Raw genomic sequence first — 18,162 nt, 5'->3', positions numbered from 1 at the left:
CGTCGGCCCTCCCCCTTTCCCCCACCATCCACGGAGAACAACCATGAAACGCCGCACCCTGCCCGCCCCGCTCCTCCTCCTCGCTCTGCTCCTCGCCGCCTGCGGTGGCGGCGCTTCGTCCACGGGATCGGGAGGCAGCACCGACGGCAAGGGCAGCGTCACGCTCGACGTCGGCGACCAGAAGGGTGGCTACGAAGCCATCCTGCGGGCCTCCGGAGAGCTCGACGACTTGGACTACCGCGTCAAATGGTCCACCTTCACCTCCGGTCCACCGCTGCTGGAGGCCGTGAGCGCCGGGGCCGTGGACATCGGCGGGGTGGGCAACACTCCGCCGGTCCTCGCCGCCGGGTCGGACTCGAACATCGTCGTCGTGGGGGCCGGCCACGGATCGTCGGCGGGTGAGGCCATCGTCGTCCCGAAGGACTCGCCGCTCAAGAAGCCCGAGCAGCTCAAGGGCAGGTCCATCGCTGTGGCGCAGGGCAGTTCGGCCCACTTCCAGCTGGTCGCCTCGCTCAGGGAGGCCGGCCTCTCCATCAAGGACGTGAAGCTCAACTACCTCCAGCCCGCCGACGCGTTGGCCGCCTTCAGCCGGGGCAAGGTCGACGCCTGGGCGATCTGGGACCCGCACACCTCGCAGATCCTGCGGGCGGGGAACGCCCGGGTGCTGACGACCGGCGAAGGCGTGGTCAACGGCCTGGGTTTCCAGGTGGCTTCACCTGCCTCGCTCAAGGACAAGCAGAAGTCGCAGGCCATCGGTGATCTGCTCGTCCGGCTGGAACGGGCGCAGAACTGGGTCTTCGAGCACCCGGACGAGTGGGCGAAGGTGTGGGCGAAGGAGACCGGGCTCCCCTACGAGGTGGCGCTGGACGCCGTGAAGCCCACCTACGGCACCCGCGTCCCCGTGGCGATCGACGCGGCCGCCATCGCCTCCGAGCGGGAGATCGCCGACACCTTCGCCGAACTCAGGCTGATTCCAAGGCGGTTCGACTTCGAGGAGTACGTCGAAACCCGCTTCAACCGGAACCTCCCCGCCTCCTCCACCGCACCCCGCTCGTACGGAAAGGCCTCGTCGTGAACGTACATCTGCACTGGTTCCTGCCCACCGGAGGTGACGGCCGGACGCTCGTGGACCGGCACGCGTACACCGACGGCGGGGTCAAGCGCGATCGGATCACCCCGGTGAGCAGGGTGCGCGCCCCCGACATCGAGTATCTGGCGCAGATCGCCAAGGCGGCCGAACAGCTCGGCTTCGAGGCGGTGTTGACGCCCACCGGAACGTGGTGCGAGGACGCCTGGCTGACCACGGTGGCGCTCGCCCAGCACACCGAGCGGCTGAAGTTCCTGGTCGCCTTCCGGCCGGGGGTCATCTCGCCCGTGCTCGCCGCCCAGATGGCCGCGACCTACCAGCGGATCACCCGGGGGCGGCTGCTGCTCAACGTGGTGACCGGGGGCGACTCGACCGAACAGCGGCGGTTCGGGGACCACTTGGACCACGACAGGCGTTACGCGCGCACAGCGGAGTTCCTGTCGGTGGTACGGGGTGCATGGAGCGGGCAGCCATACGACTTCGACGGCGAGCACTACCAGGTGGAGGGAGGGCTGACCGCGCTGCCGCCGGACCCGCTGCCGGAGATCTTCTTCGGCGGGTCGTCGGCGGCCGCCGGCCCGGTGGCGGCCGCGCACGCCGATGTCTATCTGACCTGGGGGGAGCCGCCGGCGGCGGTGAAGGAGAAGATCGACTGGATTCGCGGGCTCGCGGAGGAGCAGGGGCGTACGGTCCGGTTCGGTATCCGGCTGCACACGATCTCGCGCGATTCCTCAGCCGAGGCGTGGGCCACCGCCGACCGGCTGCTGGGGGACCTCGACGCGGACACGATCGCGGCGGCGCAGCAGGCGCTGGGGCGGAGCGAGTCGGTCGGGCAGCAGCGGATGCTGGCGCTGCACGGCGGTTCGCGGGACAAGCTGGAGATCGCGCCGAACCTCTGGGCGGGCGTCGGTCTGGTGCGCGGCGGGGCCGGGACCGCGCTGGTGGGCAGCCATGCGGAGGTCGCCGATCGGATCGAGGAGTACCACGCTCTGGGTGTGGAGCACTTCGTGCTCTCGGGCTATCCGCACCTGGAGGAGGCGTACTGGTTCGGTGAGGGCGTGACGCCCGAGCTGGCGCGGCGCGGTCTGCTGTCGACCGTACCGGCCTCCCCGCGGCTGGGGGCGCCCGGCGCCGAGAACCGGGCGGCCGCGGCTCCCGGCGGGGCGCCGTTGCTGCCGGCCGGAGAGCGCTGAGTCTCGCGGGGGTGCTCGCGGGGCGCTCGGGGCCTCTACCGGTGCGGTGAGGTGCGGGGTGCCCGGGGCCTCGCGGTGGTGCGGCGCGGGGCGCCCGGGCCGGTGCGGCGGGGCGCCCCCGCGCTGTGCCGGCAGGGGCCGTGTCCGGGAAGATCCCGGGCGCCACGCGAGTTAGTAGAAACGTGAACATTACTGGGGTGCGCGAGCTGGACGTGGTCGTGATCGGCGCCGGGCAGGCGGGGCTGTCGGCCGCCCACCACCTGCGCCGCGTCGGACTGGAGCCGGACCGCGATTTCGTGGTGCTGGACCACGCGCCCCGGCCGGGCGGGGCGTGGCAGTTCCGCTGGCCCTCGCTGACGTACGGCAAGGTCCACGGGATGCACGCACTGCCGGGCATGGAGCTGACCGGCGCGGATCCCGACCGGCCCTCGTCCGAGGTGATCGGCGAATACTTCACGGCGTACGAGGAGCGCTTCGACCTGCGCGTGCACCGGCCCGTCGAGGTCAGCGCCGTACGCGAGGGGAGCGGCGGGCGGCTGCTCGTGGAGACGTCCGAGGGTACGTACGCCCCCCGGGCGCTGATCAACGCGACCGGCACCTGGGACCGGCCGTTCTGGCCGCGCTACCCGGGCCAGGAGACTTTCCGGGGGCGGCAGCTGCACACGGCGGACTACCCGGGGCCCGAGGAGTTCGCGGGGCGGCGCGTCATCGTGGTCGGGGGCGGCGCCTCCGGTACGCAGCACCTGATGGAGATCGCCGAGTACGCCGCCGAGACCTTCTGGGTGACCCGGCGCGAACCCGTCTTCCGCGACGAGCCGTTCACCGAGGAGTGGGGGCGGGCGGCCGTGGCGACGGTGGAGGAGCGGGTCCGCCGTGGGCTGCCGCCGCAGAGCGTGGTGAGCGTGACCGGGCTGCCGGTCACCGACGCCGTGCGGCGCGCCCGTGAGCAGGGCGTGCTCGACCGGCTGCCGATGTTCGACCGGATCACCCCGACCGGGGTGGCCTGGGACGACGGCCGGAGCGTCGAGGCGGACGTGATCCTCTGGGCGACCGGCTTCCGGCCCGCGGTGGACCACCTGGCACCGCTGAAACTGCGCGAGCCGGGCGGCGGCATCCGGGCGGAGAACACCCGTGCCGTACGGGACGGGCGCGTCCATCTCGTCGGGTACGGGCCGTCCGCCAGCACCATCGGCGCCAACCGGGCGGGGCGCACCGCCGTGCGGTCGGTGCTGCGGCTGCTGGAGGGGACCGGCGTCCGGCGGCAGGACGTGACCGGCGTCGGGCGGGGCGCGGAGGAGAAAGCCGGGGCGGCCGTGTGACGGTTGCCGTCGTCAGCCCGCGGCGGCCGATCGGCGGTTGCGGTTGAACTCCTCCACATTCTTCAGCTGTTCGTCGTAGCTGTCGGTAAACCGGGTGTCCCCGGGCGCGACCGTGACGAAGTACAGCCACGGGCCCGGCGTGGGGCTGATGGCGGCGCGCAGGGCCTCCTCCCCCGGGTTCCCGATGGGCGTCGGCGGCAGACCCTTGCGTACGTAACTGTTGTACGGGCTGTCCAGCTGGGTGTCGGCGGTGGTGGTGTCCAGGGTCGAGCGCTTCAGCGCGTAGTTGATGGTGGAGTCCATCTGCAGCGGCATGTCCTTGAGCAGCCGGTTGTAGACGACCCGGGCGACCTTGCCCATGTCGGAGGCGGTGTCGGCCTCGGCCTGGACGATGCTGGCGATGGTGGCCGTCTCGTAGACGGTGACGTTGTTGCGCTGGGCTCCGGCGGTGATGCGGTCGGCCCCGAACCGTTTGCGGGCGGTGTCCGCCATGTAGCGCAGCAGGCCGGCAGGCCTGGTCGCGGAGTCGATCGGATACGTGGCCGGGAAGAGGTACCCCTCGGGGTTGCCCTCGGCCTGGTCGGGCAGGTCCAGATCCACCGTCGTCACGGTCTTGCGCGTGGAGCCGGACTTCAGGCCGAGCGCCCGGTCGACCGCGGCGTACACCTGTGAGGCGCGCCAGCCTTCCGGGATCACCAGCGTGCTCTGCGGGCGCTCCTTCTTCTGCTCGTCCGGCCCGATCAGGGACAGCGGGATCAGTACGGCGGCCGACACGACGAGCAGCGCGGCGACGACCAGAACGATCTTTCCGCGACGGGTCGGGCGGAGTCTGCGACGGGGACGGGCGTCCGGGGACTCGTTCACCATGCGGGCACGTTAACCCGGGGTGCGGCCCCGGGCCGGTAGCCCGGCTGGGACGTCGGCTCCGGCGACACGAACGCCGTACCGCACGATCAGAACACACGAACAAGGGATCGGGTGTTCGCTTGAACGCGTGATCGTACGAGGAATCGTTTCCCGTCTCCCCCGCCGGGCGTGATGATTGCAGAGCGCAGTCGACGGGCTGCAGACCGCTACCGCGCACGTCCCACACATGCACCACGCACGAGGAGACAGACCCGATGAACTTCCTGACCAACCTGCTGGCCGGCATCGTCCACTTCGTGGGTTGGCTCGTCTGACCATCACTCCGCCCGGCGCCGTCGCTTCCCGTCCCACGGAAGCGGCGGCGCCGCTGCGTGTACGGAGCCGGGGCGCCGTACACAGCCCTGCGTTACGGCTTCAGCCCCTTGCCCCGCCCGGTCCGGCGAACGGCGGCAGCGCGGTGAAGCCGGGATCGACCGTCACCGCCTCCGCGAGCGCGCCGAGTGTCCGGCGGACCCGGGTGAGCGGGTGGTCCGGGAATTCCGCGTCCCACTGGGCGTGGTCCGCGGCGTGGAAGGGCAGCCCGCCCTGGACCTCGGGGGCGTACGGATGCGGCCGGAAGTAGCTCCCGGGGCCGAGCTTGGCCAGCACCACGGCCTCCCGCAGGCCCGTCATGCCGCGCTCGGCCGCCTGGATCTTCACCACGGTGCTGCAGGCGGCGCGCGGCACGGTGAAGCTGCCGATGAACGCCTGGCCGCTGGGCTGCCCCGGCAGCGGCAGTTTGAGTATCTGACGCAGAGCGGGCAGCTCGCCCAGCCGCTTGACCGATGCCTCGATGAGCCCGCCGCCTGCTCGTGCCGTGAAGTGGGTCAGGCCGTGGCGCAGGGCCGGGCCGTCGTCCAGGGCGGCCGGCAGGTCCGGCGGCAGGTCGAAGAAGTGCAGCGACAGCACATCGCCGTGGTCGTTCAGCCAGGTGTCGGTGTCCACGATCCGGCAGCCGGGGAGTTCGACCCCGAGGAGAACTCTCATGCGCGGGGATCATGCCGTACGGACGGTGCGCCGGTGACGTCGGGGTCCGGCCGCACGGAGAGCGGTCAGGAGGCCCGGACCGGGGCCCGGTGGGAGTCACGGCGGATCAGGGCGGCGTACCGGCCGTCCTGGTCCAGCAGCTCGTCGTGCGTACCGCGCTCGGCTATCCGGCCGCCGTCCAGGACGACGATCTGGTCCGCGTCGCGGACGGTGGAGAGGCGGTGCGCGATGGTGAGGGTGGTGCGGCCGGCGGAGAGCGCGTCGATCGCTTCCTGCACGGCGTGTTCCGTACGGGTGTCGAGCGCGCTCGTCGCCTCGTCGAGGATCAGGACCGGCGGGTCGCGGAGGATGGTGCGGGCGATGGCGAGGCGCTGCTTCTCGCCGCCCGAGAAGCGGTAGCCGCGCTCGCCGACGAGGGTGTCGTAGCCGTCGGGCAGGGAGGCGATGTGGTCGTGGATCTGCGCGGCGCGGGCCGCCGCCTCGATCTCCTCGCCGGTGGCTTCCGGCTTGGCGAAGCGGAGGTTGTCGGCGACGGAGGCGTGGAAGAGGTAGGTCTCCTGGGAGACCACGCCGACCGCTCTGGCCAGCGTGTCGAAGTCCAGGTCGCGGACGTCGACTCCGTCGAGCGTGACCCGGCCGCCGGTGACGTCGTAGAGCCGGGGCACGAGATAGCTGAGCGTGGACTTGCCCGAGCCGGTGGGGCCGACGACCGCCAGGGTGCTGCCCGCGGGAACGGTCACGTCGACGGAGCTGAGCGTGGGGCCGCTCTTGTCGTCGTAGGCGAAGTCGACGTTCTCGAAGGCGATCTCACCGCGGATCTTCTCCAGCCGGACGGGCTTCTCCGGCTCGGTGATGTCCACCGTGAGGTCGAGGTACTCGAAGATCCGCTGGAAGAGGGCGAGGGAGGTCTGCATCTGCACGCCGGTGGAGAGCAGGCTCACCGTGGGGCGGAAGAGCCCCTGCTGGAGCGTGACGAAGGCGACCAGCGTACCGATGGAGACGGCGGTGCCGCCCGGCTGGAAGGTCAGGCCGGCCACCCAGTAGATGACGGCGGGCATGGCGGCCATGACGATGCCGATGGTGGACATCCGCCAGCGGCCCGCCATGTTGGAGCGCACTTCCAGGTCGACCAGGCGCTCGGACTCCTCGGTGAATCCCTTGGTGAGGGAGTCGGATCGGCCCATCGTGCGGCCGAGGAGGATGCCGCTGACCGAGAGGGATTCGGTCACCGTGGCGGCCATGGCGGCCATCTGCTTCTGCCGCTGGGTGGTGATCCTCTTCCGCTCCCGGCCGACGCGGCGGCTGATCGCGACGAACACCGGCAGCAGGAGCAGCGAGACGACGGTGAGGCGCCAGTCGAGCGCGAGCATGGCGACGACGGTGGCGATGACGGCGGTGAGGTTGGAGACGAGCGAGGTCGCGGTCGAGGTGACCGTCGCCTGCATACCGCCGATGTCGTTGGCGATGCGGGACTGGACCTCGCCCGTGCGGGTCCGGGTGAAGAAGGCGAGCGGCATCCGCTGGAGCTGGGTGTACACGGCGGTGCGCAGGTCGTGCATGACGCGCTGGCCGACGGTCGTGGAGATCAGGGTCTGCAGGACGCCGAAGACGCTGTTCATCACGGCGGTGAGGATCATGCCGAGCGCCAGCAGCGTCAGCAGTCCCGTGCGCCCCTGGGGGATGGCGGTGTCCAGGATCTCGCGCAGCAGGAACGGGGAGGCGACCGACACCAGGGAGGAGGCGCCGACCAGCAGTCCGACCACGGCGAGCCGGCCGCGATAGGGGTGGAAGAGGCGGAGGATGCGGCGCACCTCGCCGGGCGGCCGGTCCGAGGCCGCGTCGGGTGGGGGCGTCCACATGGGTTCGTCGGGTTTCATGGGCTCCTTCGTGGGGCGTGAGGAACAGTCGGACGTATCCGATGTTCAGAGCTTAGCTCATTGTTACCTATGCTCACAATGAACGAGGTCCTGATATTGTTCCCGTATGGATGTCTCCGATTCCCCAGATGCCGACCCCGTGGATGCTGCACATGCCGTGAACGCTGTGGATGCCGTGGACGCTGTGGGTGCCGCCGGCGCCTCCGACCGTGACCGTGACGCCGACGGCATGCTCGCCGAGCAGCTGCTGCGTCTGACGCGCAGGCTGCACCGCATCCAGAGCCGCCAGCTGGAGCCGATCGGCATCACCCCGGCCCAGTTCCGGCTGCTGCGGACCGTCGCGAGTTACGACGCGGCCCCCCGGATGGCGGATCTCGCCCAGCGCCTGGACGTGGTCCCGCGCGCCGTGACGACGCTGGTCGACGCCCTGGAGGCGAGCGGACGGGTCCGCCGCGCCCCGGATCCGGACAGCCGCCGAGTCGTGCGCATCGAGATCACCGACGAGGGACGCGCCACGCTGCGCTCCCTGCGCAACGCGCGCCGGGCGGCCGCGGAGGAGATCCTGGCTCCATTGACCGCCGGCCAGCGCGAGGTGCTCGGCGGACTGCTCTCCGCTCTGGTCGACGGAATGCCGGAGCGCCGCTGCTGAGACCGGCCGCGGGCCACCGACGGCCGGACCGCGCCGACCGAACCGGCTGTACCGACCGCGCCGACCGCACCGACCGCACCGACCGCCGAGGGGACGCCGAGATGCCGCTGCTGGAGCCCGAGCCGGAAGTCCTCCGCCCCGGTACGGCCCGCGAACCCGCCCCCGACCGGGTCACCGACCGGAGCGCGACCGGCACCCCGGAGCCCCTCCGCGCCGAGCTGACCGCCCTGCTCGGCGCGGACAAGGTGCTCTGGAAGGTCTCCGACCTCGTGCGGTACGCCTCCGACGCCAGCCCCTACCGCTTCCTCCCCCGGGTCGTGCTGGTCCCCGAGGACCTCGACGACATCTCCGCGATCCTGTCGTACGCCCACGGCAAGGGCCGCGAGGTCGTCTTCCGGGCCGCGGGCACCAGCCTCAACGGCCAGGCGCAGGGCGAGGACATCCTGGTCGACGTACGCCGTCACTGGACCGGGATCGAGGTGCTGGACGACGGGGCGCGGGCCCGGATCCGACCGGGCACCACCGTCCTGCGGGCCAACACGACGCTCGCCCGGTACGGCAGGCTGCTGGGCCCCGACCCGGCGAGCGCCATCGCCTGCACGGTCGGCGGGGTCGTCGCCAACAACGCCTCGGGCATGACGGCCGGCACCACCCGCAACTCCTACCGGACGCTCGCCTCGCTGACGTTCGTCCTGCCGAGCGGCACCGTCGTCGACACCGCCGGTCCCGTCGCCGACGAGGAGCTGGCCCGGGCGGAGCCGAAGCTGTGCGCGGGGCTGCTGGCGCTCAAGGCGGAGATCGAGGCGGACGAGGAGCTGACGGCCCGTATCCGCGCCAAGTACGCGATCAAGAACACCAACGGCTACCGCCTCGACGCCTTCCTCGACGGTGCGACACCGGTGCAGATCCTGCGCGGTCTCATGGTCGGCTCCGAGGGCACGTTCGGCTTCATCTCCGAGGTCGTCCTCGACACCCTGCCCCTGGACCGGCGGGTCACCAGCGCCCTGCTCTTCTTCCCCTCCCTGACCGCCGCCGCGGCCGCCGTCCCCCGGTTCAACGAGGCGGGGGCCATCGCGGTGGAGGTGATGGACGGCAACACCCTGCGCGCCTCGGTCAGCGTGAAGGGCGTTCCGGCCGACTGGGCCGCCCTGCCCCGTGGGACGGCCGCGCTGCTGGTCGAGTTCCGCGCCCCGGACGAGGCGGGGCAGGAGGCGTTCGAGGAGGCCGCCGCCGAGGTGATGCGGGGGCTCGACCTGGTGGTTCCGGCCGCGTCCGTCACCAACGCGTTCACCCGGGACGCGGGGACCATCGCCGGGTACTGGAAGGCGCGCAAGGCGTTCGTGACGGCGGTCGGCGGCTCCCGCCCCTCGGGTACGACGCTGATCACGGAGGACTTCGCGGTCCCGCCGGACCGGCTGGCCGACGCCTGCGAGGCGCTGCTGGAGCTCCAGTCGCGCCACGGCTTCGACGCCGCCGTGGCCGGTCACGCGGCCCACGGCAATCTGCACTTCCTGCTCGCCTTCGACGCCGCGCTCCCCGCCGATGTCGAGCGGTACGACGCGTTCATGCAGGAGTTCTGCACCCTCGTCGTGGACCGTTTCGACGGGTCGCTGAAGGCGGAGCACGCCACCGGCCGCAACATCGCGCCGTTCCTGGAACGCGAGTGGGGTCCGCGGGCGACGGAGCTGATGTGGCGGACGAAGCAGGTCATCGACCCCGAGGGGGTGCTCGCACCGCGCATCGTTCTCGACCGTGATCCGCGAGCCCATCTGCGGGGGCTGAAGACCATTCCGAAGGTGGAGGCGGTCGCCGACCCGTGCATCGAGTGCGGCTTCTGCGAACCCACCTGCCCCAGCGAGGATCTGACGACCACTCCGCGCCAGCGGATCGTGCTGCGCCGCGAGATGATGCGCCAGGCGGACGGCTCCCCGGTGGAGGCCGGACTCCTCGACGCCTACGGGTACGACGCGGTGGACACCTGCGCCGGGGACTCCACCTGCAAGCTCGCCTGCCCGGTCGGCATCGACACCGGGGCGATGATGAAGGGCTTCCGGCACCTCAGGCACACCCCGCGCGAGGAGCGGATCGCCGCGCTCACCGCGGAGAACTTCCGCGTGGTGGAGGCCTCGGCGCGGCTCACGGTGGCGGCGGGGGACGCCATCGGGAAGCGGGGCGGCGACCGGCTCCTCGCATCCGTGACGCGGCTCGCCCGCAGGGCCGTACGCCCCGATCTCGTACCGGAATGGCTGCCCCAGCTCCCCGGTTCCGCCGCCCGGCAGCTGCCCCGCACCACGCGGGTGGGGGCGAGCGCGATCTACTACCCGGCCTGCGTCAACCGGATCTTCGCCGGACCGGAGGCGGGACCCGAGGGCAGTCGTGGCCTCTCCCTGGCCGAGGCCGTGGTTGCCGTGTCCGAGCGGGCCGGAAAGCCGGTGTGGATCCCCGGGGACGTGGCGGGGACGTGCTGCGCGACGATCTGGCACTCCAAGGGGTACGACGAGGGCAACAGGGTGATGGCGAACCGCATCGTGGAGGCGGTCTGGGGCTGGACCGCGGGCGGGACGCTGCCGCTGGTCGTGGACGCGTCCTCCTGCACGCTCGGCATCGCCGAGGAGGTGGTGCCCTACCTCAGCGAGGACAACCGGGAGCTGCACCGGGAGCTGACGGTGGTGGACTCGCTGGTGTGGGCGGCCGGGGAGCTGCTGCCGGAGCTGACGGTGTTCGAGAGGGCCGGCTCGGCGGTCGTCCATCCGACGTGCTCGATGGAACACCTGGGCGATGTCGAGCAGTTGCGTGTCGTCGCCGAGGCCTGCGCCGAGGAGGTGACCGTGCCGGACGGAGCGGGGTGCTGTGCCTTCGCGGGCGACCGGGGCATGCTGCACAAGGAGTTGACCGACGCGGCCACGGCGAAGGAGGCGGCCGAGGTCAACTCCCGTCACTTCGACGCCTATCTGTCGGCCAACCGCATGTGCGAGATCGGCATGGAGCGGGCCACCGGACAGCCCTACCGCTCGGCCCTGATCGAGCTGGAGCGCGCCACCCGGCCGCCCGGCCGCTGAGCGCCCGAAGGTCCCTTCCGGCGCAGGTCAGACGCCCCAACTGGTTGAACCAGTTGGGGCGTTCGCACGCCCTGAACAAAAGTCCATGGTTTGAGGACGAGAGTCCAATTGGCTCCCTTGCGCACCATCAGCCTCACCGTCCAGGGTCCTTACCGAGGCCCGGTCCCCGGTCGCTCACGCACATACGGGACCGGACGCGCTCGCGCACCGTCAGAACCCCCACACCCCACCTGGAGGCTCGATGAACGACGACGACGCCCGGCCCGGACAGCCCCCGCAGGACATCCCCCCGCAGAACACCGGCGACGACGCCGGCCGGCAGGACCCCAGCCGCCGTTCGGTGCTGTGGACCACGGCCGGCGTGGCCGGCGCCGGACTCGGCCTCGGCGCGCTGGCCCCCGGCACCGCTTCGGCCGCCGGGAACGCCACCCCGGACACCGTGGCGGCCACGGCCGCCGCCCCCGCCCGCCAGGGCCGCACGATGACCGACGTCCCCTTCGAGCGGCGCTCGACGGTCCGGGTCGGCATCGTGGGCCTCGGCAACGGGGGCGACAGCATGATCGACCTCTTCCTCGCGGTCCCCGGCGTCCGGGTCGTGGCGGTCTGCGACCCGGTCCGGGACAAGACGGAGAAGGCGGCCGCCAAGGTGACGGCCGCCGGGCAGCCCGCCCCCGCCGTCTACGCCAAGGGCGAGGACGACTACGTCAACCTCTGCCGGCGCGGGGACATCGACTTCGTCTATGTGGCCACCCCCTGGGAGCTGCACTTCCCGATGGCGAAGGCGGCGATGCTGAACGGGAAGCACGTCGGCGTGGAGTGTCCGATCGCGATGCGGCTGGAGGAGCTCTGGCAGCTCGTCGACCTCTCCGAGCGCACCCGGCGCCACTGCATGCAGCTGGAGAACTGTTGTTACGGCAAGAACGAGATGCGGGTGCTCCGGATGGCGCACGCGGGTCTCTTCGGGGACCTGCTGCACGGCGCGGGGGCGTACAACCACGATCTGCGCGAGCTGATGTTCGACCCGGACTACTACGAGGGTCCGTGGCGGCGGCTGTGGCACACCCGGCTGCGCGGCGACCTCTACCCCAACCACGGGTTCGGCCCGGTCGCCAACTACATGGACGTCAACCGGGGTGACCGTGCCGTCTCCATCACCAGCATCGGCACCCCCGCCCTCGGCCTCGCCGCGTACCGCAAGGAGCACATGCCCCCGGGCGACCCCAGCTGGAAGGAGTCGTACATCGGCGCCGACCGGACGATCAGCCTCGTGCAGACCGCCAAGGGCCGGGTGATCCGGCTGGAGCACGATGTGTCGTCGCCGCACCCGTACTCCCGGATCAACAGTCTCGGCGGGACCCGGGGGGTCTTCGAGGACTATCCGGAGCGGATCTACCTGGAGCCCACGAACACGAACCACCAGTGGGACGACTTCAAGAAGTACGCCGAGTGGGACCACTGGCTATGGAAGGAGCACGCCAACCCGCCGGGCGGCCACGGCGGGATGGACTACATCATGGTGTTCCGGCTGATGCAGTGCATGCGGCTCGGGCTCGTCCCGGACTTCGACGTGTACGACGCGGCCACCTGGACGGCCCCGGTGCCGCTCAGCCACCTCTCCATCAAGGCCAAGGGCGCCCCGCTGCCCATACCCGACTTCACCCGGGGCGCCTGGAAGACGGCCAGGTCCGGCATGGACTCGGAGAAGCCGGCCGCATGACGGCGGCGGGGTCCCGGGCGGCTCGGCACGGGACCCCGCAGGGGGCGGAACGGCCGTAAAACCGGTTGCCCCGAAGGGGGGCGGGAAGCGAACCTTGCACGGTTTGGTCACCCCGTATCTCCGAGGTCCGCACGGACCTCGCGCATACCGAGCCCTGGGACGTCATGCAGATTCGCGATCTTCCGTATACGGATCCCGGCGACCCCGATGTACGGTCGGGCCCACGCTTCCTGTACTGGCTCGGGCGCAATCAGCTCGGCGGACAGCTCAAGGCCCTTGGCTGGGGACTGCTCCACCAGCTGGGCATCGCCGGACTCCCGGTCACCGTGGGTGTCGCCGTCCAGGCCGTCATCGAGCGCTCCGGCGCACGCCTGGCGCTGGCCGGCGGTCTGATACTGGCCCTCGGCATCCTCATCGCGGTGGGCGACACCATGCTCCACCGGACCGCGGTCACCAACTGGATCACCGCCGCCGCCCGGGTGCAGCAGCTCCTGGCGCGCAAGACCGCCGAGCTGGGCGCCGCCCTGACCCGGCGGGTCGCCGCCGGTGAGGTCGTAGCCGTCTCGACGGGCGACGTGGAGAAGATCGGCTGGTTCGTCGAGGCGCTCTCGCGCTTCATGGCCGCCGCCATCGCGCTCGTCGTGGTCTGCGTGGGGCTCGTCATCTACCTCCCGGCCCTGGGCGTGCTGGTGGCCGTCGCCATGCCGGTGCTGGCCCTCGCCGTGCTGCCGCTGCTCCCCCGCGCCACCCGGCGCGCCGACGAGCAGCGCGAGAAGGCGGGCAAGGCGACCGAGCTGGCCTCGGACACCGTGGCCGGACTGCGGGTGCTGCGCGGCATCGGCGGCGAGGAGCTGTTCCTCGGCCGCTACCGCCGCGCATCCCAGGAGGTCCGCAAGGCCGCCGTGCGCTCCGCGAGGATGTGGGCGCTGATCTCGGCGGTGCAGGTGCTGCTGCCGGGCATCCTGCTGATCTCCCTGGTCTGGTACGGGGCGACGCTGGCGCGGGACGGCCGTATCGACGTGGGCCAGCTGGTCACCGTCTACAGCGCGGTCACCCTGATGCTGTTCCCTCTCCGTCACTTCGAGGAGATCGCGATGGCCTACTCCTTCTCTCGGCCGTCCGCGCAGCGCGCCGTACGGGTGCTGTCGCTGCGCCGCAGCGACCGGACGGCCACGGAAGCGGGCGTTCCGTCGGGCGACCTGTACGACCCCGCCACCGGGCTGATGGCCCCCCAGGGGCAGTTCACCGCCGTCGTCTGCGGCGACCCGGACGAGGCGGGACGGCTGGCCGAACGGCTGGGCGGCCACGCCGAAACCGGCGACCAGGAGAGCGAGGAGGAGAAGAAGGCACCGTCCGTCCTGCTCGGTGCCGTCGCGCTGGACGAACTACCGCTGGACACCGCGCGGACCGTGGTCCTGGTCCAGGACAAGGACCCGGTGCTGCTCTCCGGCACCCTCCAGGAGCTGCTGGACGTGCCGTCCTCGGGCCTGGTCACCGCCGAGGCTGCGCTGGAGGCCGCGCAGTGCGGCGATGTGCTCGCCGCACTGGCCCAGGCATCCCCCGACAGCGACCGGGACCCGATGCGGACCCGGATCACCGAGCGGGGCAGGTCGCTCTCCGGCGGTCAGCGCCAGCGCCTCGCGCTGGCCCGGTCGCTCATCACCGACCCGGAGGCACTGGTGCTGGACGAGCCGACCTCAGCCGTCGACTCGCACACCGAGGCGCGCGTCGCCACCGGGATCGCGGGGCTGCGCCGGGGCCGTACGACGGTCGCGTTCGCCTCCTCGCCGCTGCTGCTGGACGTCGCCGACCGGGTCGTCCTCGTCCACGAGGGCAGCGTGGTCGCCGTGGGCACCCACCGCGACCTGCTGCGCACCGAACCGCGCTACCGGGCCGTCGTCACCCGCGAGACCGACGACGAGGCGGCGGCCGAAGCCCGCCAGGACATCGGGGCGGTCCCCGCCATGAACAGCATCCAGGAAATCGAGGAGAGGGCATGATCGGCGTCGCACCACCGGCGTACGACCCGGCCGCCCCGGAGTCGGCCACCACCCTGCCCGTGGGCACCCCCACGACCGTACGGAGTTACGTACGGGATCTGCTGCGGCGCCACCGCAAGGCCTTCGCCCTCCTGATCGCCGCCAACACGGTGGCGGTCGTCGCGTCGATCGCCGGACCGTATCTGCTGGGCGGGCTGGTCGAGGACCTGTCCGAGGGGGTCACCGACCTGCATCTGGAGCGCACGGCGGCGGTCTTCGCCCTGGCGCTGGTGATCCAGACGGTGTTCACCCGGTCCATGCGACTGCGCGGGGCCATGCTGGGTGAGGAGATGCTCGCCGACCTGCGCGAGGACTTCCTCGTCCGGGCGGTGGGTCTGCCGCCCGGGGTCCTGGAGCGGGCCGGGACGGGCGATCTGCTCTCCCGGATCACCACGGACATCGACCGGCTGGCCAACGCGATGCGGGAGGCCGTGCCGCAGCTGGCCATCGGCGTCGTCTGGGCGGGGCTGCTGCTCGGCGCGCTCACCGTGACCGCACCCCCGCTGGCGCTGGCCGTCGCGATCGCGCTGCCGGTGCTGATCGTGGGCTGCCGCTGGTACTTCCGGCGCGCGCCCTCGGCGTACCGCTCGGAGGCCGCCGGTTACGCGGCCGTCGCCGCGATGCTCGCCGAGACCGTGGACGCCGGGCGGACCGTGGAGGCGCACCGGCTCGGTGCCCGCCGGGTGGCGCTGTCGGACCGCCGGATCACGGAGTGGACGGCCTGGGAGCGGTACACGCTGTTCCTGCGCTCGGTGCTGTTCCCGGTCTTCAACGCGACGTACGTGACGATCCTCGGCGCGGTCCTGCTGCTCGGCGGCTGGTTCGTGCTGGAGGGGTGGCTGACGGTCGGGCAGCTGACCACGGGGGCGCTGCTGGCCCAGATGATGGTCGACCCGATCGGCCTCATCCTGCGCTGGTACGACGAGCTCCAGGTGGCCCAGGTGTCCCTGGCGCGGCTGGTCGGGGTACGGGAGATCGAGCCGGACGCCGGGAATACGGAGATCGGGCCGGACGGCCGGGACGTGCGGGCGGACGACGTGCGCTTCGGGTACCGGGAGGGCGTGGACGTCCTGCACCAGGTGTCGCTGGACGTGGCTCCGGGGACCCGGCTGGCCCTGGTCGGGCCTTCGGGTGCGGGCAAGTCGACGCTGGGACGGCTGCTGGCCGGGATCTACGCCCCGCGCACCGGCGAGGTGACCCTCGGCGGGGCCGAGCTGTCGCAGATGACGGCGGAGCGGGTCCGCGAGCATGTGGCCCTGGTCAACCAGGAGCACCACGTCTTCGTGGGTTCGCTGCGGGACAACCTGCTGCTGGCCCGGAACGGGGCGCAGGACGCCGAGCTGTGGGCCTCGCTGGCCGCGGTCGACGCGGACGGCTGGGCGAAGGGCCTGGACAAGGGGCTGGACACCGAGGTCGGTTCGGGCGGGTTCGCGCTGACCCCGGCGCAGGCGCAGCAGATCGCGCTGGCCCGGCTGGTGCTGGCCGACCCGCACACGCTGGTCCTGGACGAGGCGACCTCGCTGCTGGACCCGCGGGCGGCCCGTCATCTGGAGCGTTCACTGGCCCGGGTGCTGGAGGGCCGTACGGTGGTGGCGATCGCGCACCGGCTGCACACCGCGCACGACGCGGACGTCATCGCGGTCGTGGAGGAAGGCCGGATCAGCGAACTGGGCAGCCACGACGAGCTGGTGGCGGCGGACGGCGCGTACGCGGCGCTGTGGCGGTCCTGGCACGGGTGAGACCCCCGGTCCTGGCACGGTGAGGCCCTTGGAGACCCCCGAGCGTCACCGTACGGTTCGCGTGCGGTGCGGCTGGAGGAGCTGGTCCACCGGTGCGTGGTCGTCGGTGAGGACCGGGGCGTCACCGGTCCAGGCGGTGACGGTGTCGCCGGTGGCGATCCTCCAGCCGGTCTCCCGGGTGTCCAGGGCCTTCTGGATCGCGGGCGCGTCGAACGGCCGGTCGGAGGCGAGCACCACCAGGTTGCCGCCCACGGGGGTCGCGGCCGGGTCCAGGCCGATGTCCACGGGGGCGCCCATGACGGTGACGTGCTCGAAAACCTTGGCGAGCGTGGCGACTTCGGCGCGGGCGAAGGCCAGGCGGCCGTGGTCGATGAGGTTGGCGGCGTACAGGCCGTCGTCCTTGAGCGCCCGGTGCACGTCCCTCAGCGCCTCCGATGTCGTGAGGTGCCAGGGCACGCTGACGCCCCCGAAGGCGTCGCCGACGACGAGGTCGCGGCTGTCGGCTTCCAGCCGCTTCAGGCCCAGCCTGCCGTCCTCCACGCGTACGTCGATGCCGGTGGACGCCCCCAGGTCGAGCTGTTCGCGGTCGATGCGGACGACCCCGCCGTCGATCTCGGAGACGAGGCTGCGGGTCCCGGGGCGTGCGGCGGCGAGGTAGCGGGGGAAGGTGAGCCCGCCGCCTCCGACGTGGTGGGCGGCGAGCGGCTCGCCCGCGGGGAAGGTGGTGTCGACCACCGCCGCGATGGCGCGCACGTATCCGAACCGGAGGTACGTCGGGTCGTCGACGTCGACATACGAGTGGCGCAGGCCGTCCAGGACCAGGGTGCGGCCGGTGGCCCGGTCGGGGTCCGCGACGATCCGGGCGCAGTGGTACCGGGTCTCCGCGTCGCAGCCGCCTGGAGCGAACGCGGTGGCGAGGGAGCCCGCGACGACGGTGGCCAGCGCCATGGCCGAGGCCCGGCTCCAGCGGCGCGCCCGCCACCCGGCCAGTACGGAGCCGATCACCAGCAGGGCTCCCAGGCCGATCAGGATGGAGCTGACGGGCAGCCGGGAGACGAGGACGAAGCCGGTGAGGACGGTGCCGACGATGGCGCCGAAGGTGCCCACGCCGGAGAGCCGCCCCACGACCGTCCCGGTCTCGGCGAGGCTGGTGAGCCGCAGCTTCGTCACGAACGGGGTCACCGCGGAGAGCAGCGCGCCGGGCACGAGGAGGGTCCCCGCCGCGACCAGCAGGAGCAGCGGCGAGGCCCACTCGGCGGTGGTGCGGAGCAGGAGCGGGGTGAGCGCGACGACGACGCCCGACACCCCGAGCGCGGGGGCGATGAGCCGGTGCGGATCGACCTGGTCGGCGACGCGCCCGCCCAGCCAGGAGCCCAGCGCGATCGCGGTGAGGGCGATGCCGATCACCAGGGTGCTGGTTTCCAGGGTGAGACCGAGGTACGGGGCCAGCAGGCGCAGGGCGACGATCTCGACGACCAGGACCGCGGCCGAGGATCCGAACACGAGGACCGCCGCGGAGCGTTGGCTCAGGCCCTGGTCGCTGGGCGGGGCGTCGGCCACGGGCGGGGAGGACGGTGTGGTCACCGCAGC

The 18,162-nt window shown here is 72.1% G+C and carries 12 protein-coding genes; 8 read left to right on the top strand and 4 right to left on the bottom strand.

Features of this window, described 5'->3' with window-relative positions:
* Positions 1 to 43 precede the first annotated feature (43 nt).
* The 3 genes from ACK8N7_RS32810 (at position 44) to ACK8N7_RS32800 (ending at position 3,599) form a co-directional block, all read left to right on the top strand.
* A complete protein-coding gene (locus ACK8N7_RS32810; protein ID WP_500444737.1) occupies positions 44 to 1,075 on the top strand; it encodes an ABC transporter substrate-binding protein in 1,032 nt (343 codons plus the stop codon).
* On the top strand, positions 1,072 to 2,280 hold the full coding sequence (locus ACK8N7_RS32805) for an LLM class flavin-dependent oxidoreductase (RefSeq protein WP_500444736.1): 1,209 nt from the start codon (positions 1,072 to 1,074) through the stop codon (positions 2,278 to 2,280). Before ACK8N7_RS32810 ends, ACK8N7_RS32805 begins: the two co-directional genes overlap by 4 nt.
* Positions 2,281 to 2,477: 197 nt before the next feature.
* Positions 2,478 to 3,599, top strand: coding sequence for an NAD(P)-binding domain-containing protein (locus ACK8N7_RS32800; protein WP_500444735.1), 1,122 nt, complete (start codon positions 2,478 to 2,480; stop codon positions 3,597 to 3,599).
* Between the two features lie 12 nt (positions 3,600 to 3,611).
* Here ACK8N7_RS32800 and mltG read toward each other — a convergent pair whose 3' ends face one another.
* The 3 genes from mltG to ACK8N7_RS32785 form a co-directional block, all read right to left on the bottom strand.
* Positions 3,612 to 4,466 carry an endolytic transglycosylase MltG gene (mltG, locus tag ACK8N7_RS32795; RefSeq protein WP_500444734.1) on the bottom strand — a complete coding sequence of 285 codons (855 nt, stop codon included), beginning with the start codon at positions 4,464 to 4,466 and terminating at the stop codon, positions 3,612 to 3,614.
* A 414-nt stretch (positions 4,467 to 4,880) separates the two neighbouring features.
* The gene (locus ACK8N7_RS32790; protein WP_403216092.1) at positions 4,881 to 5,492 is read right to left on the bottom strand and encodes a hypothetical protein; all 612 of its coding nucleotides are present in this window, start codon (positions 5,490 to 5,492) and stop codon (positions 4,881 to 4,883) included.
* Positions 5,493 to 5,557: 65 nt separating this feature from the next.
* Positions 5,558 to 7,369: an ABC transporter ATP-binding protein gene (locus ACK8N7_RS32785; protein WP_403216090.1), complete on the bottom strand. Its 1,812-nt coding sequence runs from the start codon at positions 7,367 to 7,369 to the stop codon at positions 5,558 to 5,560.
* Positions 7,370 to 7,598: 229 nt separating this feature from the next.
* Here ACK8N7_RS32785 and ACK8N7_RS32780 point away from each other — a divergent pair, with 229 nt between their 5' ends.
* The 5 genes from ACK8N7_RS32780 (at position 7,599) to ACK8N7_RS32760 (ending at position 16,572) form a co-directional block, all read left to right on the top strand.
* Complete coding sequence (locus ACK8N7_RS32780; RefSeq protein WP_032755746.1) at positions 7,599 to 8,018, top strand: MarR family winged helix-turn-helix transcriptional regulator; 420 nt, start codon at positions 7,599 to 7,601, stop codon at positions 8,016 to 8,018.
* Between the two features lie 101 nt (positions 8,019 to 8,119).
* Entirely contained in the window at positions 8,120 to 11,077 is a 2,958-nt protein-coding gene (locus tag ACK8N7_RS32775; RefSeq protein WP_500444733.1) for an FAD-binding and (Fe-S)-binding domain-containing protein, read from the top strand.
* A 241-nt stretch (positions 11,078 to 11,318) separates the two neighbouring features.
* Positions 11,319 to 12,794, top strand: a complete 1,476-nt coding sequence (locus tag ACK8N7_RS32770) for a Gfo/Idh/MocA family protein (RefSeq protein WP_500444732.1) — start codon at positions 11,319 to 11,321, stop codon at positions 12,792 to 12,794.
* Between the two features lie 164 nt (positions 12,795 to 12,958).
* Complete coding sequence (locus tag ACK8N7_RS32765) at positions 12,959 to 14,794, top strand: ABC transporter transmembrane domain-containing protein (protein WP_403216084.1); 1,836 nt, start codon at positions 12,959 to 12,961, stop codon at positions 14,792 to 14,794.
* Entirely contained in the window at positions 14,791 to 16,572 is a 1,782-nt protein-coding gene (locus ACK8N7_RS32760; RefSeq protein WP_500444731.1) for an ABC transporter ATP-binding protein, read from the top strand. The genes ACK8N7_RS32765 and ACK8N7_RS32760 overlap by 4 nt, the downstream gene beginning before the upstream one ends.
* A 45-nt stretch (positions 16,573 to 16,617) precedes the next feature.
* Here the strand turns inward: ACK8N7_RS32760 and ACK8N7_RS32755 are convergent, their stop codons facing one another.
* Entirely contained in the window at positions 16,618 to 18,156 is a 1,539-nt protein-coding gene (locus ACK8N7_RS32755; RefSeq protein WP_500444730.1) for a fused MFS/spermidine synthase, read from the bottom strand.
* Positions 18,157 to 18,162: the final 6 nt, after the last annotated feature.

This window comes from Streptomyces griseobrunneus (assembly GCF_046713465.1).
Classification (GTDB): Bacteria; Actinomycetota; Actinomycetes; order Streptomycetales; family Streptomycetaceae; genus Streptomyces; species Streptomyces microflavus.
This window is presented reverse-complemented; position numbering and strand designations above follow the sequence as displayed.